This window comes from Chitinophaga filiformis, assembly GCF_021646545.1.
Taxonomy (GTDB): domain Bacteria; phylum Bacteroidota; class Bacteroidia; order Chitinophagales; family Chitinophagaceae; genus Chitinophaga; species Chitinophaga filiformis_A.
The window spans coordinates 449010-473411 of sequence record NZ_JAKIRP010000001.1 but is presented as its reverse complement, the minus strand read 5'-3'; the positions used below and the strand labels follow the sequence as shown (position 1 = coordinate 473411).

Below are 24402 nucleotides of genomic sequence, written 5' to 3'. Positions count from 1 at the left end.
ACAAATAAAAAAATTCCAGTTATGTTAAAGAACTGTTAAAGGAATGTTATAACATATAAATTTGTTGACCGGTTTTTGTTAAAATTATTGTTAATAAACTTATATTTGAACGTTAAAATTAAGTTAAACAACAGAAGAAGGGTTAATTGCTTATGAGAAATGGCCGTGAAATGGCTTCTCACCCTCTGTATACTCATTTAAGGAATTTAGGACAAGTATTGTTAATTGCGTTTAGGGGAACCAAAATGTATTTTTTCAACTAAAGTTTTATCAACGTAGGACAAGCTTTTCAGAGCCAGTGGTCGGTTTCCTGAGAACTATATTCTATTTCATTTGAATATTTAACTAAACAACCAGAAACAACAAAGCTTATGAGGAAAAGTTTATTTTTCCTCCTGTCCACTGTATTAGTGGTAGGGCAGGTGGTTGCGCAAAACCGTCCCATTTCAGGGAAGATTACTTCCGCTGATGATGGTAGTCCGGTGATTGGCGCTACAGTCATTGTTAAAGGTACCACAACCGGTACTGTAACCAACGCGAATGGTGAGTATACCATTCAGGTACCAGAAAGCGCGACTGCCCTGATCGTGAAGTTCGTGGGCATGAAAGACCAGGAAATCAAACTGGGAACAGGCGCAAAACACAATGTGGTATTATATCCCGATGTTACCAAACTTACTGAGACTGTTGTAACTGCTAACGCTATCCGCCGCGAAAAAGCATCTCTTGGTTACGCAGCTCCAACTCTGAAAAATGATGAACTAACCAAGGGCCAGAGTACCAGCCCACTGAATGCGCTTGCAGGTAAAGTAGCCGGTGTGAACATCTCCACCAGTGCGAATGCTCCGGGAAGTTCTTCCAGGATCGTATTAAGGGGTGGTTCTTCCATCACCGGTAACAACCAGGCGCTGTTGGTAGTAGATGGTATTCCTATCGACAACTCCAGCATCAATGGTGGTGATAACAGCCTTTCTTCTTCTGACTTCGGTAACCGTGGTAATGACCTGAACCCGGAAGACATCGAGTCTGTAACAGTGCTGAAAGGCCCTGCTGCAGCGGCATTGTATGGTTCACGTGCATCTAACGGTGCGTTGGTGATCACTACCAAGAAAGGTAAGAAGACCGGTAATAAGAAAAGTGAAGTTACGCTGAGCTCAGCGCTGACTTTCTCTAATATTGCCAAGCTGCCTGAGTTCCAGAACAAATACGGTCAGGGTTATCTGAACGGTACTGGAGATGGCTTCGATATTGATCCAAAAGAAAACTTCAGCTGGGGCCGTCCATTTACCGGTGCTGAAGAAGAGTGGGGTCAGTCTATCAACGGTGTAAGGTTGAAGAAACCTTACAGCGCTCAGGAAGATGCGGTAAAAAACTTCTTCGAACTGGCTAAAGCTGTGAACACTAACCTGTCACTGTCCGGCGCTGGCGACAAGACTACTTATTATTTGTCACTGAACAGCCTGAACTCTGATGGAGTGATGCCTGGTGATTATGATAAATATAACAAGTACGGCGTACGTTTCAATGGTAGCGCTGAACTGAGCAACAAGATCACTACTTCCATCAGCCTGAACTACAGCAAGATCAGTAGCGCAGTAGTACAAGGTGGCCAGGGTGGCGGTTCTGTGTACAACAACGTATTGCAGACTCCACGCGATATTCCTATTGACAAAATGGGTGACCTGAGCAATCCTTACTACAGCTTTGGTAACCTGCTGAACGCTAATGGTGTTCCTTACTATGGCTACTATGGCGCTTACACGAAGAGCCCTTATTTCATCCTGCAGAACTACAGGAACCAGAACGATGTAGACAGGGTAACCGGTGCATTTACTATCGAATACAAACCATTAGCATGGTTGAATGTATTGGAAAGGGTTGGTGTTGACGTGTATTCTGACCGTCGTACCTACAAATCTCCTAAATACTCTTTCGCTCCTGCTGATGATGCGGGCAACTATAGCCAGACAAGAAATCTGCAGACTGCAACCGGTATGTACAGCAAGGACCAGTATGACCTGGCCGAAGTTGTACACGACTTCATGGTGACTGCAACCAAAGATTTCGGTCCTGATTTCAAAGCAACCCTGATGGTAGGTAACAACATCCGTCAGCGTAAACTGAATACTACAGAACTGCAGACAAATTCTGCCGGTCTTGTAGTACCAGGATGGTACAGCTTTGACAACAGTAGTGGTCCTATCGTTACAAACGACGCGTTGTCAAGACGCCGCCTGGTTGGTGTATACAGCGAGTTAAACCTGTCTTACAAAAGCCTGGTATACCTCGGTGCAACTGCACGTAACGACTGGTCTTCCACACTGCCTAAATCAAACAACTCCTTCTTCTATCCGAGTGTGAACGGTTCATTCGTATTCTCTGAACTGTTCAAAGACAGTGAATTTGCTCACATACTGAACTATGGTAAAATAAGGGCTGCATGGGCTCAGGTAGGTAACGATGCTGATCCATATCTGTTACGTACTTACTATGAAGCTACCAGCATCAATGGTGGTTTCGGTAGCACTACTTTCCCTTTCAATGGTGTTAGCGGTTACACCCTGTCTAACTCAATTGGTAATGCTAACCTGAAGCCAGAGATCACTACTGCTACAGAAATTGGTACAGAGTTGAACTTCCTGGAAAACAGGTTATCACTCGACCTCTCTGTATATAAAAACAAATCTAAAGATCAGATCATCCCAGTGCCTTTAGCACCATCTACCGGTTCTACTCAGAAAACACTGAACACTGGTCTGATCGAGAACAAGGGTATTGAGATCGGTGTAAGAGGTACGCCAATCCGTACTGCTTCCGGTCTGTCTGTTGAACTGTTTGGTACTTACACCAGAAACAAGAGCACTGTATTGGATTTAGGTGTTGCTCAACAGATCGTGATTGGTGGTTTCACTGGTATGAGCATCGTTGCTGCTAAGGGCCTGCCTTATGGTACATTCTATGCACAGGACATCCGCCGTGATGATCAGGGACGTGTGGTGGTAGATCCATCTACAGGTCTGCCGCTGAGCACTCCTACTGCAGTTTACCTGGGTTCATACAATCCTAAATACCAGGCTTCCTGGGGACTGAATGCCGGTTACAAAGGCTTTAGCTTCAGCATCCTGTTTGATACAAAACAAGGTAACAAATTCTTCTCCCGTACTGCAGACATCACCGACTTCGTAGGTGTATCTGCTGCTTCTGCTGCACAGGACCGTTTAGGCGCAGTTTGGGCTAACTCTGTAACTGATGATGGTACAGGCAAGCTGGTTCCAAACACTACTAAATATTATCCAGAGCAGTATTGGACAAACAAACCTGATGGTCAGAACATTTTTGACGCATCTTATGTGAGACTGCGTGAGGCCAGCCTGAGCTACCGTCTTCCAAAAGGTGTACTGAACAGAACTCCGTTTGGCGATCTGACAGTAGGCTTATTCGGTAACAACCTGGCATTGTGGACAAAGAACAAATATGCTGATCCTGAAGTAAACTCTGGTGGTGCTGGTAACGAGCAAGGTTTTGACTTTACAGCGCAGCCTTCTCTGAGAAACTTTGGTTTTAATGTAAGGGTAACCTTCTAATGTTTAAAAGCAAGCTTATAATGATGAAGAAGAATATAGTAAAAGTAGCCGCGGGTATGCTCGCTGCACTATCACTCACAATAACAGGATGTAGCAAATTCCTGGATATAAATGAGAACCCTACCAAGGCTGTTGACGTGGATCCCAGCTATCTGCTGCCATCCAGCCAGGCAAACATTGGTATGGCAATAGGTAACCACTTCCAGGTATATGGCGGTATCTATTCTCAGTACTGGACGCAGGATATCAGCTCTTCACAGTACAGGAACATCGAACAGGTGAACCTGGATCCGGCTAGCTTTGACAGACCCTGGCAGTTCCTGTACGCAGGCGCACTGCAGGACCTGCAGGTGATTGTTGATAAGGCAAACACCAAAAGGTTAGAGCAGTATGCAGGTATTTCTGAGTTGCTGAAGGCTTACAGCTACCAGGTACTGACAGATGCATTTGGTGATATTCCTTTAAGAGATGCTATCAAGGCTGGTAGCCAGGACATTCTGGCCCCTTCCTACGATGCTCAGGAAATGGTGTATGACAGCATCTTCGCTATGATCGACAGAGGTCTGGCGCTGATCGATCCTGCAAGCACTGCTAAACCTGCAAAAGATGACCTGATCTTTGGTGGTAATATGGGTAACTGGGAGGCTTTCGGTAACACACTGAAACTCCGTGCTTATCTACGTTTATTAAAGGTTGACTCAGCATTTGCTGCTCAGGGTATTGCAAGCCTCGCTGGCAGAACCTTCCTGACATCAGATGCAAAGATCACCTACGTATCTACAGGTGGTAGCCAGAACCCACTGTTCGCTGAAATACTGGGGCTTGGAAGAACACAGAACCTGATTGCGAGCAGTACTACAGTTGATCAGATGAACGCGCTGAACGATCCACGTGTTTTCACTTTCTACAGAACTACTCCAGATACTTTTGGTATTGCGGGTATTCCTCAGGGAAGTTACAGAACTCAGTGGGACTATAACTTCTCAGCACCTAATACTGCTGTAGGCGCTTACGGCCAGAATGACTCTTCTGCACTGGCTCCTGTGAAATTCATCTCTGCTGCTGAAAGCTATTTCCTGCAGGCTGAAGCTGCTGCTCACGGATACATTCCTGGCGATGCTAAAGCACTGTATCAGCAGGGTATCACTGCAAGCTTTACTGCATATAATGTTGCTCCGGGTAACTATATCACCAACGCAGTTGCAGCATTCCCTGCTACTGGTACTGAAGCTCAGGTAAAGGCGATCATTACCCAGAAATACTTCGCAATGTGCGGAAACCAGAACTTCGAGGCATGGACAGAATGGCGCCGTACCGGCTACCCTTCCTTCCTGGTTCGTTCTCAGGCTTCTGTACTGCCTGCAGGCCAGATGCCACAGCGTTTACTGTATCCTAACGCCGAAATCACCAGGAACCCGAAATTCCCTGGCGCTAAGCTGGCGTACGATAAGGTTTGGTGGGACGCTAACTAAGATAACGGATATGTATATATTCAGGGGGCTCGTTATATAACGAGCCCCTTTTTTTGATCCTGGACCTTCCTTTTTTAAGTAACCAGATGTTAAACCACACATCCGTATATCTTTTTAAGAATTTTTATATCTTGTGATACTTTTTAGCTGATTGGCTATTTTCAAAATAATAAAGACACGGGGACAATTGACCGCATTTACACCACGGATGTGGTATTTAATCTTGGTACTATCACTAATGCTACTTCCTGCATTAATTTAAAATCTGTTTGATGAAAAAAGGAGTATTCCTGTATCTGTTTTCATTAATGGCTGTGCTGCCTGCCCTTGCACAGATGAGGACACTTACAGGCACCGTCAAAGCCGGCAATAGCGGAGCACCGCTGCCCGGCGTTACTATCCACATTAAAGGCTCCACTTATCGTGTAGCCACCAATTCAGACGGTTCCTTTTCCATGAGCGTAGAGGGAACGCCTGAACTACAATTCTCCATGGTAGGATATGAATCGCAGCAGCTGAAAGTTGCAGCGGATGCTACCCGCCTGGATATAAAACTGCAATCCGTATCTTCCCGCCTGTCTGAAGTGGTCGTGGTGGGATATGGAGAACAGGCACAACGGTACACGACTGAAGCTGTATCAGTTGTGAAGGCCGGCCAGATAACGAATGTGCCCGCTGTCTCTCCCCAGCAATTGCTGCAAGGCCAAGTAGCAGGCGTAAACATGACCAATTCCTCCGGTTTACTGGGCAATTCCTCCCTTCTCCGGGTAAGAGGAACCGCTTCCATTACAGCCGGCAGCCAGCCTTTATTTGTCGTAGATGGGGTGCCCCTGAATGATGGTACCTACAGCACGTCTTATGGCGGTGGAGCAGTGCTGAACCCCCTGTTGGAAATCAATCCCGAAGATATCGCATCCATCACCGTGCTGAAGGATGCCGCTGCTGCAGCCATTTACGGCTCCAGGGGTTCGAACGGGGTAATACTGATAGAAACAAAGAAAGGCGCCCTGAACCACAAAACACAGCTTAGACTGGATTATTATACCGGATGGGTAAGTCCCACGGATAAGCTGAAGGTAATGAACGGGAGTGAATACAGCTCTTTTTATAATAACTACATCACCAAGGTAACGGGAAAGACGCCGATCGATTTTCCGGCAAAAAGTACTGACTGGCCTTCCCTGGTAACGAGGACTGGCCGTACAAACAACTATGCGCTTTCTGCCAGCGGAGGGAACGAGAAGACCCGCTTTTATGTGGGTGGTAACTACATGGATGATGAGAACTATGTGATCGGTAACAACCTGCAAAGGTTATCCGGAAGACTGAACCTGGAACATACTGCCAATAAGTATTTGCAACTGGGAGTTAATTTCAGTACGGCGTATACGAACATGGACCGTATCTACCAGGAGGGAAACGCCACCGGGAACACCAACCTGCCGCCTTATACGGCTGCATTTCTGAATACGCCATTTACGCCAGCGTATACAGACGACGGTCAGTTTGCCAATCCGACCACCAATACACTCGCTAACATTTTATTAAGCACCAATAAATATTACACCCGCCGTAACACTGGCAATGCTTATGCAAAGGTCAATATCACGAAAGATCTCTGGGTGAAAAGTGACTGGGGTATTGATCTCCTGGAAACGGAGGAACGTATTCGCAGGTCTGCTAAGCTAACAGGCGCCACTACAACCCCCGGCTCTGCCAGCCGTACCCTCTGGCAGGATTACAAGTGGCTGAGCACTAATAGTCTGAACTACGATAAAAGGATCGGCGAAAATCATCAGGTAACATTCCTGGCTGCATATAGCTATGAGACGGCAAGGTATGATGATATCAAAGCGACAGGTACCGGCTTCGTAAGCGACCAGCTGCCAAATGTGGGATCTGCAGCAGTGACTACAGGTTCTGCAACCGGGAAACGGTGGGCAATGGAATCTTACATCTTCCGTGGTAACTATCGCTTCCAGGACAAATATTTGTTTGAAGGGTCCCTGCGCCGGGACGGTTCTTCCCGCTTTGGCCCCAATAAGAAATATGGTAACTTCTGGGCTGTATCCGGCGGCTGGATCATTTCACAGGAGCAGTTTATGAAGGAGGTACGTTTTATTGATTATATGAAACTGACAGCCAGTTATGGTGTAACCGGTAATGACCGTATCAATTACTACGATTACCTGGGACAATACGCTGCGAGTACTGATGCCAGCTATGCGGGACAACCCGGATTAAGACCATCCCAGATAAAGAACCCTGACCTGAGCTGGGAAGAAACAAGTCAGTTTGACCTGGGCCTGGCAGTAAATGCGCTGGACAACAGGATACAATTGACAGTGGACTACTATAGTAAAGATTCCAAAGACCTGCTGTTGTACTTAGCGGTACCCTCTACTACAGGGTTTGGATTTGCGACCAGGAATGCAGGAAAGATGCGTAACAGAGGTGTTGACCTGCAGATAACAGGAGTGCCTGTACGCACCAAAGACGTACAGTGGACCACCAGTCTTAACCTCGGTTTTGTAAAGAACAAAGTATTAAAGTTGTCTTCGGATAATAAGGATGAAGAAGGCAGAAACTTTATACTCAGTTCATTTGGTGGTCAACGGGTAATACAGGGTTATGCACTGAACTCGTTCTATCTCCTCCACTACAAAGGTATCAATCCTGAAACCGGAGACCCTGAATGGTATACCAAAGACGGAAAGACTACTACTGCCCCTACCAACAATGATCAGATAATCGCTGGCAACGCTATGCCGAAACTAACAGGAGGATTCAACAACACAGTAAGGTATAAACAATTTGACCTCGGAGTTAATTTCTACTTCTCTTATGGTAATAAGGTGATGCTGAATGAATTCCAGACACTGGATAATGCATTATTGACTACTTCCAACCTGAGTAAAGACATGCTGAACTACTGGCAGAAACCGGGCGATCAGGCATTTGCGCCGGCAGCTACCAGTGCTTCCTGGAAGACTAAACCTTTTAATCAGTTGTCTACCGCACAGTTGTTTGATGGTTCTTTCCTGAGGTTGAAAACATTGACCTTAGGATACAACCTGCCTTCTGATCTGTTAGGCCATACTCAGGTGCTGAGCGGCGCAAGATTATATGTACTGGGCCAGAACCTCTGGACAGTAACGAAGAAGGAATTCCGTGGTGCTGATCCTGAAGTATCCCTGTATGGCTCGAATGCTCAGGTAGCCGGAGAATCATCCTTCTCCCTGCCTCAGCCTAAAACGATCACTGTGGGTGTGAACCTGGTATTTTAAAATATGAAAACAGCCAACATGAAGCGGCAAAAAAAGATATGGATATGGCTACTGGCAGGTCTGACCTGTACCAGCCTGTTTTCCTGCAGCAAAGACCTGGACCAGGATCCGGAACAGGCAATTCCTACCGATGAGGTGTTTACTTCCGGATCTACGGCTTTAAGCGCATTATACGGCGTTTACAGCCGTTCTCAACGCCCGGAGGTATTTGGAGGTCAGCCTCAGATTATCGCCGATTTTATGGCCGATAACAGCAATTACCTGGGCACTGCTATGAGTGACATCAACAGTTTTATCACTTCTCCCGCCGGCTCGACAGTGACTGATATGTGGCGTTATCACTATGATGCTATTATGGGAGCCAATGCTGTTGTAGATAAGGTACCCGGCATACAGGACCCGGCGTTCACTGCTGCTAACCGTAAAATGTACGTAGCAGAGGCGAAATTCATGAGGGCTATCCTCTATTTCCAGCTGCTCAACCTCTTTTCTCAGCCTTACCAGGTGGCACAGGGTGCATCGCCGGGCATTCCGCTGGTGACAGCTGCTTTTGATGGTACCATCACCTATCCGGCAAGAGGTACGGTAAATGATGTACAGACACAGATAGAAAAAGATCTGCTGGATGCATTACCAGACCTGAGTGATACTTTCAGTGATCCTATGCTGGCCAGGGGCCGTGCTACCAAGGGCGCAGCTAATGCGCTGTTGTCAAGACTATACCTGTACCGTGAGCAATGGGACAAGGCTGCACAACATGCAAAAGCGGTACTGGACGCGCCTTACTATAAGCTGGCTGGCGATTATGCTTTCTACGATGGTAATACAATGTAAGATGTGTTTTCCATTCAAAATACGGAAACTGATAATCCCGGTTCCGCCAGTTGGGCTGGATTCTATCGTCCAACAAGTGTAGGAGGCCGTGGTGAATGTCCGTTCTCTCCTGAATTGATACAGGTATTTTCTGCAGAAGCGAACGACAAAAGATTTGCGATGAGTGATGAAGGTACCGCCGCTAACCTCGAGAAGAGAAGATTCACACTGAAGTTTCCTGACGTATCTCCCGCCAAAGATAATGCACCATTGATCAGGGTAACTGAAATGTACCTGAACAGGGCCGAAGCACTGGCTGCTGCAAGTGGTGTGAACCAGGAATCCATTGACCTGATGAATGCATTGAGAAAACGTGCAGGACTTACTGAATGGAGCATTACTACCTTTGCTACTGCCGACGAATTGATCACCGCTATTCTGAATGAAAGACGCAAAGAACTCTGCTTCGAAGGCCACCGCAGGATGGATGTATTGAGAAAAGGGCAATCATTGCGTGCAAATGATCCCGAGAAAAAAGCAGGCGCAGATAAGGTGATATTGCCTATTCCGCAACGCGAAATTGATCTGAGCCCTGCATTGAAGGGGCATCAGAACCCGGGCTACTGACAGATACAGGATATTATACAAGGAGCGGCTGTTCGACACAATGAACAGCTGCTTTTTTTTTTGTGCCCTTATGTTATCCAACATGCTGACATGTACCATGAACATTGCGCCCAATGCTCTTCCGGAAATGTCAATTTGATTCCCATCCTTCAAGTCGGATATGACTGTATAATAACATTACTCCGTTCATAAGATATTGCTCCCACGTTATCGAAATTGGCCGGCACTTAAGAGTGTGTTGCTGGTTTGCAAGTTGCATTTCCCATTCCCAGCATATATGAAAACAGGTATTATCGCGCATGAAGGTGGATATGCAAGGGTTATACGGAAGCATTTTTCTTACATTATATTGAAAAAAATGTGCAGAATAATTTCCATTGATTTCATATATTGCAGTAGAACTTATTGCAAGTACTATAGAACCAAAATCCGAATCTGAATTCCTTAGAGTGAACCCGACTACCACTTTAATTGCCCGACGAAAGGAATTGTAATTATTGCTTAACAATTGAACTGACAACCCGGTTTTTCTCTGTACTGATTGATATGGGGGGCTGAAATTCCTGATACCTGAGGAGTAACCCACAGTCCATTCTACACAGTTAAATCCGCAAAACAGTAATGCATGTGTATTCCCTCTGCACCTGGTTGCTGATGTGTTGTGCTAACTTAAATTTTTTTCTATGTAGCAGGAAATAACCCGACGTTTTTTCATCAATCAAAATCGCTTATGAAACACACTTTACTCCTATGGCTATTCGTGGCCATCAGCGTGCTGCCCGCGCTTGCCCAAACACGAACGATCAAAGGGAAAATTACAGACGCCAAGGATGGCGCCGGCGTGCCCTACGCCACTGTCAGGATCCAGGGGGCCAACAAAGGAACAACTACAGACCAGAATGGAAATTTCAGCATTGAGATCGACGCAAATCAGTCGCTGGTAGTATCTTCCATCGGCTTTGCTGCAAAAACAGTGAAACCCGGTAACAGTGGAACACTCACCGTATCGCTCGTGGCCGACAATACACTGAGCGAGTACATTGCCACCGGTTATGGAAATACGAACCGGCAAAAGAAAGTAAGCTCCGTAGCTGAAGTGGGTGGAGAGAAACTCGCCAACACGCCATTTGTTGACATTAATCAGGCCATGCAGGGTAGAGCGGCAGGCGTATTTGTGGGAGGCGCTTCCGGACAACCGGGCGCTGTACAGAACGTAAGGATCCGTGGGGTAGGTTCTATCAGTGCCGGGGCCGCGCCACTGTATGTAATAGACGGAGTTATCGTAGATGGCAGGGACATTAACGGAACCTCCGGCCTTGCCTTGCAGTCAAACGACCTGCTTGCAAACCTGAACGCCAATGATGTTGAAAGTGTAAACGTACTGAAAGATGCAGCTGCTACTGCTTTGTACGGATCACGAGGTGCTAACGGGGTAATCGTCATCACAACTAAAAAAGGGAAAGCCGGCGTTACTACATTTAATGCACGAGCACAATATGGTTCTGCAAAAGCCAGCTTCGGTAAATCAGACATGCTGTCGCCTGCAGAAACACTGGCTTACAGCCGTGACGTATTATCTATCAACGGCGCCACTCCTGCAGAAATAGATGAAGAGTTTCCAACATCATTGCTGCAAACGGCCTTTGACTGGCGTGAAGCCGGTTTCCGCAGAGCCACCACGCAGGATTACGGTATCGCTGCTTCCGGTGGAACAGACAAAACAAAGTTTTATGTATCCGGTGGATATCAGAACCAGGAAGGAACCGTGATCAACTCCTGGTTTAAGAAATATACGGTCATCTCCAATGTGTCCCAACAGGTGAATGACCGTCTTGACATTGCAATGAACCTCAACCTTTCCCAGAGTAATGCAAATAATGCGATGGGCGGAAACTATTATTCCAGCCCCTTGCTGGGTGCATATTTTGTTTCTCCTTTTCAAAGTCCCTATAAGCCTGATGGCTCACTATATACAGGACTGGAGCCCGAATACAATGCCGCCAGCGGTGATAACTTTCTGTACTCTGTATATCTGAATGACAAACGACTGACCAATTTCAGGGGCCTTGGCTCGCTAACTGTAGGGTACCGTCTGTTTGACTGGCTGAAGGTGCAGGAAAAAGTGAATATGGACCTGGTGTATGGTGAGGCTGGCCTCTTCTATGACCCAACCACCGGTGATGGTATCAATACAACGGATCCATCAAAGAGCGGCGAGGTCTATAATGCCAATGTAAAGAACACTACACTGACCAACCAGTTATCACTCAGCGGCGCAGTTAACATCAGTAAAGATCATCAACTGGATTACCTCGTGCTCACTGAATATAACAGGTTTAAATCAAGGTCTATCAGTGCAGATGGAATTGGTCTTGTAAGCGGCAAACTGAAAGTGCTTGATGTTACTGCCGTGCCGCAGGGCGTAGGCGGTAATGGTACTGAATATACGTTCCTGTCATACCTCGGGCAACTGAACTATACTTTCAAAAATAGGTATAACGTGAGCGGTAGTGTCAGGACAGATGGGTCTTCCAGGTTCGGGGCGAATAACCGTTTCGGTACTTTCTATTCTTTCGGCGCTTCCTGGAAAGTAATAGAAGAATCGTTTATGAAATCACAGAAAGTCTTTTCAGATCTCCGTCTGAGAGGCAGCTATGGTGTTACTGGTAACGCTGACTTTGACAACTTCGTGGCGACCGCTTTATACGATTACGGTACTGCCTACAATGGTGAACCCGGTAATGCTCCTTCCACTATTGGTAACAGAAACCTCACCTGGGAACGCAATAAATCGTTCAATATTGGTCTGGATCTTGGGTTCTTTAAGAACAGGCTGACAGCGGTTATTGATGTTTACAGACGTCAGACCGATGGCCTGCTGATGAATACGCCTGTTAGCTCTACCAGCGGATTCCTGACGCAGCCTGTCAACGTTGGTTCGCTTGAGAATAAAGGTATTGAAGCACTCATCACCAGCAAGAACATAGACGCTCCTTCCGGTCTGACATGGACTACTGAGCTGAATGTATCTACGAATAAAAACAAGATACTGTCACTATACGGTGGACAGGATGTATCGGCTTCTACTACGCAGTTACACAGAGAGGGTGAAGCGGTACAGAGCTGGTATTTGAACGAATGGGCCGGCGTTGATAAAGACAATGGCGATCCATTATGGTATATGGCAGATGGCAAAACAACAAACAATATTAACCTGGCTCAGAGAAAAATAGTAGGCAATAGCCAGCCGAAATTTATCGGAGGCTTGACAAACACGGTGTCCTATAAAGGTATTTCTTTCAGCATATTCTTCTACGGTGTGACCGGCAATAAGATCCTTAACAGGACAAGGGGATTGGGCGATGCCGACGGTGCTTATTTCGGATATGGTTATGACAAGCTGGCTGCACAGAATTACTGGCGGAAACCAGGTGATGTGGCAGAGCGTCCTAAACCGATCCCCGGCGGTAACCATAGCTCTAACAGTTCACAGTCGACCAGGTACCTGGAAAATGGGTCCTTCCTCCGTCTCAAAAACATCAGCCTGAGTTACAGTCTTCCAAAAAGGTGGATGCGTGCTGCTAAGCTGAGCGATGTTAAATTCTATGCACAGGCGGCGAATATTGCTACCTGGACGGAATATACAGGATGGGATCCTGAGCAGGATATCAGCGCATTTGAGTTCTTCAGATATCCCCCTGCCAAGAGTATCACCTTTGGTGTAAATGTTAATTTCTAATTTAAGCAAAGATCTTATGAAAAGGATATTCGTATATACTGTTATGTTAGTCCTGCTATCTGTTGGCCAGGGCTGTAATAAAGAGCTGGATCTTTCGCCGGCGGATAAGTTGCCGACGGAGGAAGCTTTATCAAATATCACGGGCGTGAATGCCGCTGTAAACGGTATGTATGCGGGGATGAGGTCCGCAGAATATTATGGCCGGAATTACCTGATACTCGGAGAGATCACTGCCGATAACGTTTATCTTTCCACCAGCAATGGCAACCGCTTCGTGCCCAGTTGGAAGTTGAGCTGGGTCGTTTCGGATCCGGATGTAACCGGCGTCTGGAACAGAGCATATGCAGTGATCTTAAGAGCAAACAATATTATCAACAGCATTCCTGTTATCAGCGATGGTACTGCTGAGCAAAAAGACTTCGCCAAAGGCCAGGCGCTCTTCATCCGTGCCTTGGCGCATTTTGACCTGCTGCGTTTCTTCGCCGAGCCATATATCATCGGTGGCGGTACTTCTATGGGAGTGCCGGTGATGACAAAATTTGAGGTAGGCTCACCGTCAAGAAATACAGTAGACCAGGTGTATGCGCAGATTATAGCAGATCTTACAGAGGTTAAATCATTACTGGCTGAAGATGTCAGCAATCCTTTCAACGCCAACTCATATGCAGCTTCTGCACTGCTGGCAAGAGTGTACCTGTATAAAGGCGACAATGCGGCTGCTATTGCAGAGGCTACGAGAGTGATCAACGCAGGATATACAATTGAGCCTGCGAACAGTCTGGCGGAGTTTTACAACACACCTGGTACAGGAGAAGATATCTTTACGTTAAAGATACTTGACATACAAACAGCTGGTTCTGATAACCTTGGCCAGATGTACAGGAAACCTGGTTATGGTGATATCCGAGTGTCTCCGGATCTGGTGAATATATTGGAGCCGGGAGACGCCAGAAGGGTTTTCATTTCAGCGTTTACTGGTAGTCCTTCAGAATTTCAGAATAATAAATTTACCGGTCAGCAGGGTATTGCAGGATTGCACAGTCCTAAGATACTGCGCGTCTCAGAAATGTACCTGGCCCGTGCAGAAGCGTATGCAAAGGAAAGTAACTATGCCGCCGCACTGGCAGACGTAAACGCGATCCGTACCCACAGGAATCTCGCAGCATTGGAGAACGTGCCGGATGATGCAGTGTTGACAGCGGTGCTGAGGGAGAAGCGTATCGAGTTTATGTTTGAAGGACATCGTTATTTCGACCTGATGAGAAATAAGCTGGATATTGTAAGAAATTGCAGCACTCCCGGTCAGGTGAATCCAATCAGATGCACCGTTGAAGCAACTTCAACTACTGCCATCTTCCCTATTCCGCAAAGGGAGACAGATGTGAACCGTAACATAGAACAGAATCCGGGATATAAAAAATAACCGTGGTCGATCAATAAATAAAAAAAAACGTCCGCTGTTCGGCGGACGTTTTCTATTTACGCTTGTAATAATTATTTCAACACTTCCTGCAGTTTGGCCTGTAGGTCAGGACCTCTTAATCCGATGGCGATTACCTTTCCTTGCGGATCAAGCAGCATGTTGGACGGAATAGAGTTCAGTCCGTATAAAGGAACCACTGCAGATTCCCAGAATTTCAGATCACTTACATGGCTCCAGGTAAGGCCATCTGCCTGTATTGCCTTTGCCCATGCCTCTTTGGTTCTGTCGAGAGATACACCAAGGATCGTGAAGTTTTTATTCTTGTAAGTGTTATAAGCCTGTACAACGTTAGGGTTTTCCATGCGGCATGGTTTGCACCAGCTGGCCCAGAAATCTACCAGTACATATTTACCTTTAAAGGAGCTGAGGCTTGTAGCTTTTCCTGACAGGTCGGGCAGGGTGAAGTCAGGCGCTACCTGGCCGATCTTCACAGCTGTCATATTCTCCTCTTCACCGGCCATCGCATCCGATCCTGCAGCGGCACCCTTTTGGGATATTTCGTTCAGCTTATCAGTGAAACTGGTGATCAGTGTATTTTCAGGGAAACGGGTCTTTATTTCCTTGATCACTTTCTGATCCTGCAGTAAAGTAGGTGTGCTCACCATGCTCAGTGCAAATGCAGCTACGGCAGGAGATTTTGTATCTGTTGCCGCTTTCATGATGAACTGTTCGAGTTCCTTTTGTTTTTCCTGGAAAGCAGTTACCCGTGGTTTCAGGATGCTATCGGGCGTTTTCGCCTGGTACAGGCTGTCCAGGGTTTTCATTTCCGCTGTCAGCGCTATATTCTTTGTGCTCGCCTGATTCAGCAGCTGCTGAATCTCTGATGAGGCCTCGGAATTCTCAATTTTAACCTGTTCCAGGTGGTTATAATCACCGTCGATACTCATAGTACCGGCATCGAGGCCCAGCAGGATAAAACGGTTATTATCAGCGAAACGGATACGGTAAAGCGCTTGTTCCGGCAGCATACCTTTGAGGGTGAACTTACCGCTGGCATCTTTTATCACAGCGGTGTCCACGATCTTCGCTTCTTCCAGCGTCAGTTCCTCCAGGTATATTTTACCTAAAGGAGCGTTGTCTATATGTGCATTGATAACAAAATCGCCCTTCTCTGTCTGTTGTGAGCAACTGGCCAGGAATAATCCGGCTACTGCCCATAAAGCAAATTTCTTCATATTGATCAGTTATAGTTATTTCAGTTTTTCTGCCAGCAGCTGGTTTGTCAGTTTAGGATCAGCTTTGCCTTTGGAGAGTTTCATCACCTCTCCTACAAAGAGGCCCATCAATCCTTTTTTACCACCGCGGAATTCGGCTACTTTATCCGGATACTTAGCGAGGACTTCATCAATAATAGGTGCAATGTTGTTTGCATTGTTATCCTGAAGAAGGTTAAGGCGGGTAGCAATATCCAATGGCTGTTCTGCAGGGTGTTGCAACAGTTCCGGGAAGATGCGGGAAGAGGCGATGGAGAAGCTGACCTTTCCATCTTCAACAAGTTGTATCAGTCCGGCCAATGCAGCTGGTGCTAATGGGAATTCGGTCATGGATACACCCTGATCATTGAGGGTGGATTTAACCGGCCCCAGTAACCAGTTGGCCACTGCTTTATGTGCAGGGATGATCGTTGCTACCTGTTCGTAATAGTCGGCCGTTGCCTTGTCATCACATATCACACGGGCATCGTATTCGGGCAGTCCGTACTGGCTTACATACCGCTGTACCATTGCATCCGGCAGTTCGGGCAGTGCTTTCAGTATGCTGTCCAGGTATTCGTCTGTCAGATGAAAAGGCGCCAGGTCAGGCTCAGGGAAATAGCGGTAGTCGTTCGCTTCTTCCTTGGAACGCAGGGAGAATGATGTTCCGTTGCCGGCATCGAAGCTCCGTGTTTCCTGCATGATGGTGCCGCCGCTTTCCACAATAGTGATCTGGCGTTTTATTTCTCCCTCTACCGCGCGTTTTACGTTACGGATGGAGTTGAGGTTCTTTACTTCTACTTTGGTACCCAATCTGGTCTCTCCTTTCAGGCGGATGGAAATGTTGGCGTCACAGCGCATACTTCCCTCCTCCATGTTACCGTCACATACATCCAGCCAGCGTACCAGCCTGCGCAGGGTGGTCAGGAATGAGTATACTTCGTCACTGCTGTGCAGGTCGGGTTCTGTCACGATCTCCACGAGGGGAACACCGGCGCGGTTATAATCCACCATGGTAAAGGACGGATCCTGGTCGTGCATGGACTTTCCGGCATCTTCTTCCAGGTGGATGCGGTTCAGTTTGATCTGTCTTTCGCCGCCGGAAACGGGAATGGTGACAATGCCTCCATCGCAGATGGGGGCTGTATGTTGTGATATCTGGTATCCTTTCGGGAGATCGGGGTAAAAATAATTTTTACGGGCAAAATAGTTTTCCCTTTCAATCCTGCTCTGGCAGGCCAGTCCCAGGCGGATGGCGTATTCCACTGCCTTGCGGTTCAGCATGGGAAGCGTACCCGGATGCCCCAGTGTAATGGGACTGATATGTGTATTAGGCGCGCCTCCAAAAGCTGCACTGTCTCCACAAAATAATTTGCTTTCTGTCAGTAACTGGGCGTGTACTTCCAGGCCAATTACTACCTCATATTTGTCAAAATCGATGGCTGCGCTCATGATGATCTTCTGCTATTAGCGCAAATATATATAATGAAGGGTAGAAAGGGGAATCCGGAGAATATTATTGGAATTTAACAAAATTTTAGTATTCTTGTGGTACAGAACCATTCAACCTATATTCTGTTTTCCTATACCTCCCTAGAGCATAAGCGAACAATCTCCACTTTTATCATTTTCAGTACCTTTCAGGTAGTATGAATACCCAGGATGTTTATAACGTACAACAGGCTTTTTTTGCGTCCGGTAAGACGCTACCCTATAAATTCCGCCGCCGCCAGCTTAAGCTGCTGAAATTGGCCATTAAAAAGCGGGAAAAGGATATTCTGGCCGCTTTACATGCCGACCTGCACAAACACCCCGTCGAAGCTTACAGCAGCGAAATAGGGTTTCTTTATGTCGAAATCGCGTACCTGCTCAGCAATCTCAAACGGTGGATGAAACCGGAAGATGTGAGCAGCCCCTTCATCATGTATCCCAGCAAGAGTAAGATCCACCGTGTGCCACTGGGGCTGACCCTCATCATCGGGCCCTGGAACTACCCTTTTCAGCTGATCATGGCGCCACTGGCAGGGGCCATTGCCGGTGGGAACTGTGCGGTAGTAAAGCCGTCTGAACTGGCGCCAAAAACATCCGCAGTAATAACAGCCCTTATCAGGGAAACCTTTGACCCGGCTTATATCACCGCCGTAGAGGGAGACGGTAGTGTGGTCATCCCCGGACTGATGCAACATCGTTTTGACCATGTATTCTTTACGGGAAGCGCTGCCATCGGCCGCAAGGTCATGGAGCTGGCAACCCCTCATCTGACACCTGTGACACTGGAGCTGGGCGGGAAATCTCCTGTTATTGTGGACGATAAGGTGAATATCAGGGTAGCCGCCAGGCGTATAGTATGGGGAAAGTTCTGGAATGCGGGGCAAACCTGTATTGCGCCGGATTATGTGCTGGTACACAGCAGCGTGAAAGAGGAACTGGTGGCGGCCATGAAGAAGGCGATTGTCAGATTCTTCGGGGAAGATTCTGCAGTGAGCCCGGACTATGCGCGGATCATCAATACCAAACGGTTTGGCGTATTGAATAGTTATCTACAGCAGGGGAAGGCGCTGCACGGAGGCATAGCAGATGAAAACGAGCTGTTTATATCGCCCACATTACTGGATGACGTCAGCTGGGACAGTCCCGTCATGCAGGATGAGATATTCGGTCCTATCCTGCCGGTGCTTAGTTTCAGCACCCTGGAAGAAGCTATCCGGCTGGTCAGGCAGCAACCGCAGCCATTATCGCTATACGTGTTCACCAAAAGAATCAGCACGGAAAAGGCTGTAACTGAGCAGCTTAGTTTTGGCGGAGGATGTATCAATAACACCCTCGGGCATTTTACCAACCCTGAACTGCCTTTCGGCGGCGTAGGGCATAGTGGGATAGGGCAATATCATGGTAAATACAGTTTTACGACATTTACACACCCCAAAAGTATCATGAAAACCGGCACCTGGATAGATGTAGCCATGAAGTATCCGCCTTTCAGGAATAAGCTGAAATTAGTCCGCTGGCTGATGAGATAATCGACACCCGGCGGCATCTTCAGCCGCCAAGTAAGCAAAATCTTATGGTCTATATACCAGCCTGGGAATACGGTCTTATCGTACTCCTAAGCCAGTGTTCTGTCTGTTCTTTCAGTAGAATAACCCATCTATAATCCATCGTCAACCCATATATAAGCCATATATAACCCATACCTCTATAAATATGGGTTATATATGGGACATATATGGCTTATATATGGGTTATATATGGGTTATATCAGGAAACAAGCTATAGTAGCAGCTTTACAACGACTGTTTGAATACTTGATTATGTATTAGGATGTATATAACGAGTTTTTACAGTAGATAAAAGAATGATATCTGCCTGGTCACATAATAAAATGCCTCTGGAGAGAATCTATACTGGAGAGAATCTATAATATTCCCTTAAGGACATAAAAAAAAGGACGCTTCTGAGGGAGAAGCATCCTTTTTATGTTGACGGCTTATCTGGCTTACAAATCTGCTTTGTGTAATTTCTTAGGTACTTTCACTTCTAATGTCTTCTGCTGACCGCCCCTTTTCACCTGGGCAGTGATGGTACCTTTATTCTTATTGGCGCGATAAGCATTCGCTACATCGCGGGTAGAATTAACATCATCACCTGCCAGCTCTGTGATGATATCTTTGGCTTTAAATCCGGCCTTTTCAGCGGCGGAACCAGGTGTTACACTCAGTACCTCTGCACCGTTACCATCTTCAGTATCCTGTACGGACAATCCCAGCTTGGCGTCATTATCTTCGTTGAAGCCACGGAAGCGGTTAGGACCACCAGGGAAATTATCTCCGAAGTTAAATTCTCCACGCGGAGCACGACGGAAGCCCTGAGCGCCGCCACGGGGGAAAAGTTCCAGTGTACCGGCGTCTTTTCTCTCATCCAGGGTCACAGTAGCCGTATACTCTTTTTTATCACGCAGGTAAGTGATGGTTACCTTATCGCCGGGATCGTGGGCGCCGATCTTTTCAAACAGGTCCTGTGGTTCACTGATCTTATCAGCATCTACACGGGTGATGACGTCACCAGCCTTGATGCCTGCTTTTTCAGCAGGACTTTCCTTGGCCACATCACGAACAGTGGCGCCTGCGGCTTCTTTCTTTTCAGTGAACACACCCAGCACAGCCTTGCCTGGCTTGATATCCATCATGCCGCCGGCAGTATCGTCATCATCATCGTCGTTGAAAAGCTGAACTCCTCCGCGGGGAGCAAAATTGAAGTTGTTACCATCTACAGGCCTGATACGGCGTCTGTATACAGAAATGTCTCCATCTTTATAAGCATCCATTTTTTCCCCGTCTACCAGTACATTGCCATCCTTGATCTCGATGGTTACCTTTCCATCTTTGTTACTGTTTCGTTTGATAACGATCTCATCGTACTCTCCCAGTTTATCGCTCTTTTTATCCTGAGCGACAGTGGCAGAGCTGAAAGCAAAGCAGGTAATGCTTGCCAGTGTGAGGGTCTGCAATAGCTTGCTCATAATATCCTCCTTTTTATATAGTGAATTGTAGTTAACAAGGCAAATTTAGGAGGGCTTATAATAAACGAAAAGTTAAAATAGGCGAAGAGGGGAAGTATTGATACGTAACAAAAGGTACATTTGATGAAATCCCTGTTTTTGTCTATGAAAAGAAGCATGCCATTTAAAGTAGAGATCCCGTTGCCCTGTGAACAGTCCTGGGAAAACATGAAACCGATGGATGATGGAAGATACTGCGATCATTGTTCCAGGAAAATAGTCGATTTCACCAAACTGGCTGACCACGAAGTAGTAAGGCTTTTCCTTGATAGCAGCGGGCCTGTATGTGGACGTTTCACTGAAAGTCAGCTTAACAGGGACCTGTTGGCACTGGAAAAAGAAAGAGCGAATGCCTTGGTACCTGCCTTACTGGTGAGTACAGCGCTGGCGGCAGGTGTAGCATCAAATGCCGTGGCGAGTCATGGGCAAATGAAGGATATGCGACAGATAGAACGAAGAGATACCACCGGTGCACCGGTAGTGCCGGCGGTTAATAATAAAGACAATGGAGACACTACCGAATTACCTGTAGCAGGAAAGGTGGGCTTGTTTTCAGATCTGGGTGAAACCGTGCTGAAAACCACCTTTGATATCGACACGGAAATAGACGAGGAAGTAGTTGTCATGGGGTTTATGGGTGCACCGGTGCCTAAAACAAAGCGTGAGCGCAGGAAAATAGAGCAGAGATATCAGATGAAATTCTCTGAAGCTGTTCGTTCAAAGCCTCTTCGAATAACGGCACCGCCTCCGGCCAGCGATGAGAAGAAGTAATACAAGGGCCAGTTTGCGGCATAAAGAAAGTAGGAAATATGGCGGAAATAAATGCACGTTCTTATAAACGCACAAACATTGTAATCATCAGGTATATAATAAGAAGGACCTGTATCCTACTTTGATACAGGCCCCTTTTATGTCCAAATGTTATCTTCTTTACTACAAAATCGCCTTCACCTGCGAGATCACCTGATCCAGCTGACCCGCTTCCTGTCCGCCGGCAGTTGCGAACGATTTCTGTCCGCCGCCGCCACCTTTGATGATCGGAGCGATCTTCTCCTTGATGATCTTCGGCGCTTCGAGACCTTTTTCAGCTACCAGGTTATCAGAGATCATGAGGGCCACATTCGCTTTACCACCGATGTTTGCAGCAAAGACGAACACGTGGTTCTCTATTTCACTCTTCAGGGTGAAACACAGTTGTTTCAGCGCATCCGCATTAGTTACATCTACGATCTTACCGAGGAAGTTGATGCCATTGATCTGTTCTACCTGTTTTTGCAGGCCGGCAGATAACTGGCGTACTTTCTCCTGTTCCAGTACTTCCAGCTGTTTTTCCAGGGATGTTTTATCCTGGAGCAGGGTCTCTACGGCAGCGATAAGATCTTTCGGATTCTTGAGGGCTGCTTTGATGTCCTTCAGCTGTTTTAACTGTGCATCTACAAATGCCAGCGCATTGCTGCCGGTTAAGGCTTCAACACGGCGTACGCCCGCAGCTACAGCGCCTTCAGATGTGAATTTAAAGAGACCCAGTTCGCCGGTAGCACCGATATGGGTACCACCGCAAAGCTCTACAGAGTAAGCAGGATCCATGATCACCACACGTACTACATCGCCATATTTTTCGCCAAAGAGGGCCATAGCGCCCAGTTGCATGGCTTCATCTTTCGGCAGTTCCTTAATAACTACCGGGATGTTGGCTCGGATCTTTTCATTGACAATGTTTTCGATCTTTTCCAGCTCTTCATCTGTCACTTTGGCGAAGTGAGAGAAGTCAAAGCGCAGGTATTCAGGATTTACCAGGGAACCTTTCTGTGCCACATGGGTACCCAGTACCTGGCGGAGCGCCGCATGTAACAGGTGGGTGGCAGAGTGATTCAGCGTGGTAGACTGACGGTTCTTTTTATTGATCACCGCTTTGGCAGTAGTGGTAATATCTGCAGGCAGTTTATCTACAAAGTGAACGATCAGGTTATTTTCCTTTTTGGTGTCTGTCACGTTGATAGATTCACCTTTGAAGGTGAGGGTACCGGTGTCTCCCACCTGTCCGCCGCTTTCAGCATAGAAAGGGGTCTGGGACAATACCAGCTGGTACTGTTCCTTACCTTTTGCCTTGATCTTACGGTATTTGGTAACGGAGGTCTCTGCTTCCGACAGCTCATAGCCCACGAAAACAGATACCGGGTTTTCGTCCAGCACGGTCCAGTCGCCCATGTCCAGTTGAGTTGCAGCACGGGAACGGTCTTTTTGTTCCTGCATGGCAGCTTCAAAGCCTTTCTCGTCAACACTGAAGCTGTTTTCACTTGCTATCAGGCTGGTGAGGTCATATGGGAAACCGTAAGTATCATACAGTTCAAAGGCTGTTCTGCCATCAACAGATTTCTGTTTGGCGCCGCCCATGAAGTCTTCTATCCTGCGGATGCCACTATCGAGGGTCTTGAGGAAGTTATTTTCTTCTTCAAATACCACTTTGGCAACAAAGTCCACCTGCTGCTGCAGTTCCGGGAATACGTTGGCAAACTGCTGTGCCAGTACGGGCACCAGTTCATGCAGCAAAGGTTTCTTCTGGTTCAGGAAGGAGAAGTAATATCTTACCGCGCGGCGGAGGATACGACGGATCACATAGCCCGCACCATTATTGGAAGGCAGCTGGCCATCGGCGATAGCAAAGCAGATAGCACGGATGTGGTCTGCAATAACACGGAAAGCCACGTCCTGCTTGCTGTCGGTACGGCCATATTTCAAACCGGTCAGATTCTCAGTATGTTCGATAGTACCGGAGAATACATCTGTGTCGTAGTTAGAACTTTTACCCTGAATCACTCTCACCAGGCGTTCAAAGCCCATACCCGTATCTACGTGTTTATCTGGGAGGGGTTCAAGGGACTTATCTTTCAGACGGTTGAACTGCATGAATACGTTGTTCCAGATCTCAATTACCTGGGCGTTGGTTCCGTTTACCAGGGTCTTACCGTCTACCTGGGCTCTTTCATTGTCCGGACGGCAGTCTACATGGATTTCCGAGCAGGGACCGCAGGGGCCGGTTTCCCCCATTTCCCAGAAATTGTCTTTTTTCTTACCCATCAGGATGCGGTCTTCTGCAATGTGCTCTTTCCAGAAGTCAAAGGCTTCCTGATCTTTTTCCAGGTTTTCACTTGCATCTCCTTCAAAAACAGTTACATAGAGACGGTCTTTTGGTAGTTTGTATACCTCGGTGAGCAGTTCCCAGCTCCAGGCGATCGCTTCTTTCTTAAAATAGTCGCCAAAGCTCCAGTTACCCAGCATTTCGAACATGGTATGGTGGTAGGTGTCGATGCCCACCTCTTCCAGGTCGTTGTGTTTCCCGCTTACACGGAGGCACTTTTGGGTATCCGCCACTCTTTTCCAGGCCGCCGCCCTGTTGCCCAGAAAGTAGTCTTTAAACTGGTTCATGCCCGCGTTGGTAAACAGCAGGGTAGGGTCGTTCTTTACTACAATAGGAGCAGAAGGCACGATATGGTGCCCTTTGGACGCAAAAAAGTCCAGGAATTGCTGACGAATCTCAGGAGCTGTCATAAGTATTTGAAATAATTAGTATGTATTATAATTTTGTGTCACCTAAATGGCTTTAATTTGTATTTTAAGCCAACTAGTGGTATTTAGAAAATTGACA

13 protein-coding genes are annotated in these 24402 nt (G+C 47.0%); 9 read left to right on the top strand and 4 right to left on the bottom strand.

The window, feature by feature from the left end; all coding sequences use genetic code 11:
* Positions 1-371 precede the first annotated feature (371 nt).
* The 7 genes from L3C95_RS01900 to L3C95_RS01870 all read left to right on the top strand — a co-directional run bounded on the left by L3C95_RS01900 (position 372) and on the right by L3C95_RS01870 (position 14945).
* Complete coding sequence (locus L3C95_RS01900; protein ID WP_236384597.1) at positions 372-3584, top strand: SusC/RagA family TonB-linked outer membrane protein; 3213 nt, start codon at positions 372-374, stop codon at positions 3582-3584.
* 20 nt (positions 3585-3604) lie between these two features.
* A complete protein-coding gene (locus tag L3C95_RS01895; protein WP_236384587.1) occupies positions 3605-5056 on the top strand; it encodes a SusD/RagB family nutrient-binding outer membrane lipoprotein in 1452 nt (483 codons plus the stop codon).
* Between the two features lie 272 nt (positions 5057-5328).
* Complete coding sequence (locus L3C95_RS01890; protein WP_236384577.1) at positions 5329-8343, top strand: SusC/RagA family TonB-linked outer membrane protein; 3015 nt, start codon at positions 5329-5331, stop codon at positions 8341-8343.
* 18 nt (positions 8344-8361) lie between these two features.
* Positions 8362-9177 carry a RagB/SusD family nutrient uptake outer membrane protein gene (locus L3C95_RS01885; RefSeq protein WP_236384575.1) on the top strand — a complete coding sequence of 272 codons (816 nt, stop codon included), beginning with the start codon at positions 8362-8364 and terminating at the stop codon, positions 9175-9177.
* Between the two features lie 3 nt (positions 9178-9180).
* Positions 9181-9783, top strand: coding sequence for a RagB/SusD family nutrient uptake outer membrane protein (locus L3C95_RS01880; RefSeq protein WP_236384573.1), 603 nt, complete (start codon positions 9181-9183; stop codon positions 9781-9783).
* Between the two features lie 730 nt (positions 9784-10513).
* A complete protein-coding gene (locus tag L3C95_RS01875; RefSeq protein ID WP_236384571.1) occupies positions 10514-13522 on the top strand; it encodes a SusC/RagA family TonB-linked outer membrane protein in 3009 nt (1002 codons plus the stop codon).
* 16 nt (positions 13523-13538) lie between these two features.
* The gene (locus L3C95_RS01870) at positions 13539-14945 is read left to right on the top strand and encodes a RagB/SusD family nutrient uptake outer membrane protein (RefSeq protein ID WP_236384569.1); all 1407 of its coding nucleotides are present in this window, start codon (positions 13539-13541) and stop codon (positions 14943-14945) included.
* A gap of 71 nt (positions 14946-15016) precedes the next feature.
* Here the strand turns inward: L3C95_RS01870 and L3C95_RS01865 are convergent, their stop codons facing one another.
* Together L3C95_RS01865 and gatB are read right to left on the bottom strand one after the other, a co-directional pair.
* On the bottom strand, positions 15017-16180 hold the full coding sequence (locus L3C95_RS01865) for a TlpA disulfide reductase family protein (RefSeq protein ID WP_236384567.1): 1164 nt from the start codon (positions 16178-16180) through the stop codon (positions 15017-15019).
* A 15-nt stretch (positions 16181-16195) separates the two neighbouring features.
* Positions 16196-17650, bottom strand: a complete 1455-nt coding sequence (gene gatB / locus L3C95_RS01860) for an Asp-tRNA(Asn)/Glu-tRNA(Gln) amidotransferase subunit GatB (protein WP_236384559.1) — start codon at positions 17648-17650, stop codon at positions 16196-16198.
* A 197-nt stretch (positions 17651-17847) separates the two neighbouring features.
* Between gatB and L3C95_RS01855 the strand changes: the two genes are divergently transcribed.
* The gene (locus tag L3C95_RS01855; RefSeq protein WP_236384551.1) at positions 17848-19218 is read left to right on the top strand and encodes an aldehyde dehydrogenase; all 1371 of its coding nucleotides are present in this window, start codon (positions 17848-17850) and stop codon (positions 19216-19218) included.
* A gap of 476 nt (positions 19219-19694) precedes the next feature.
* On the opposite strand, the gene L3C95_RS01850 is transcribed toward L3C95_RS01855, so the two are convergent.
* Complete coding sequence (locus L3C95_RS01850; RefSeq protein ID WP_236384550.1) at positions 19695-20717, bottom strand: PDZ domain-containing protein; 1023 nt, start codon at positions 20715-20717, stop codon at positions 19695-19697.
* A gap of 144 nt (positions 20718-20861) precedes the next feature.
* Here L3C95_RS01850 and L3C95_RS01845 point away from each other — a divergent pair, with 144 nt between their 5' ends.
* On the top strand, positions 20862-21527 hold the full coding sequence (locus L3C95_RS01845; RefSeq protein WP_236384548.1) for a hypothetical protein: 666 nt from the start codon (positions 20862-20864) through the stop codon (positions 21525-21527).
* A 162-nt stretch (positions 21528-21689) separates the two neighbouring features.
* Here L3C95_RS01845 and alaS read toward each other — a convergent pair whose 3' ends face one another.
* Positions 21690-24305 (bottom strand): alanine--tRNA ligase, encoded by a 2616-nt coding sequence (gene alaS / locus L3C95_RS01840; RefSeq protein WP_236384545.1) that lies wholly within the window; start codon positions 24303-24305, stop codon positions 21690-21692.
* Positions 24306-24402: the final 97 nt, after the last annotated feature.

Bases quoted from the DNA above. Each gene is read 5' to 3' on its own strand.
- L3C95_RS01900 (WP_236384597.1), top strand. From the start codon at position 372: ATGAGGAAAAGTTTATTTTTCCTCCTGTCCACTGTATTAGTGGTAGGG.
- L3C95_RS01895 (WP_236384587.1), top strand. From the start codon at position 3,605: ATGATGAAGAAGAATATAGTAAAAGTAGCCGCGGGTATGCTCGCTGCA.
- L3C95_RS01890 (WP_236384577.1), top strand. From the start codon at position 5,329: ATGAAAAAAGGAGTATTCCTGTATCTGTTTTCATTAATGGCTGTGCTG.
- L3C95_RS01885 (WP_236384575.1), top strand. From the start codon at position 8,362: ATGAAGCGGCAAAAAAAGATATGGATATGGCTACTGGCAGGTCTGACC.
- L3C95_RS01875 (WP_236384571.1), top strand. From the start codon at position 10,514: ATGAAACACACTTTACTCCTATGGCTATTCGTGGCCATCAGCGTGCTG.
- L3C95_RS01870 (WP_236384569.1), top strand. From the start codon at position 13,539: ATGAAAAGGATATTCGTATATACTGTTATGTTAGTCCTGCTATCTGTT.
- L3C95_RS01865 (WP_236384567.1), bottom strand. From the start codon at position 16,180: ATGAAGAAATTTGCTTTATGGGCAGTAGCCGGATTATTCCTGGCCAGT.
- gatB (WP_236384559.1), bottom strand. From the start codon at position 17,650: ATGAGCGCAGCCATCGATTTTGACAAATATGAGGTAGTAATTGGCCTG.
- L3C95_RS01855 (WP_236384551.1), top strand. From the start codon at position 17,848: ATGAATACCCAGGATGTTTATAACGTACAACAGGCTTTTTTTGCGTCC.
- L3C95_RS01850 (WP_236384550.1), bottom strand. From the start codon at position 20,717: ATGAGCAAGCTATTGCAGACCCTCACACTGGCAAGCATTACCTGCTTT.
- L3C95_RS01845 (WP_236384548.1), top strand. From the start codon at position 20,862: ATGAAAAGAAGCATGCCATTTAAAGTAGAGATCCCGTTGCCCTGTGAA.
- alaS (WP_236384545.1), bottom strand. From the start codon at position 24,305: ATGACAGCTCCTGAGATTCGTCAGCAATTCCTGGACTTTTTTGCGTCC.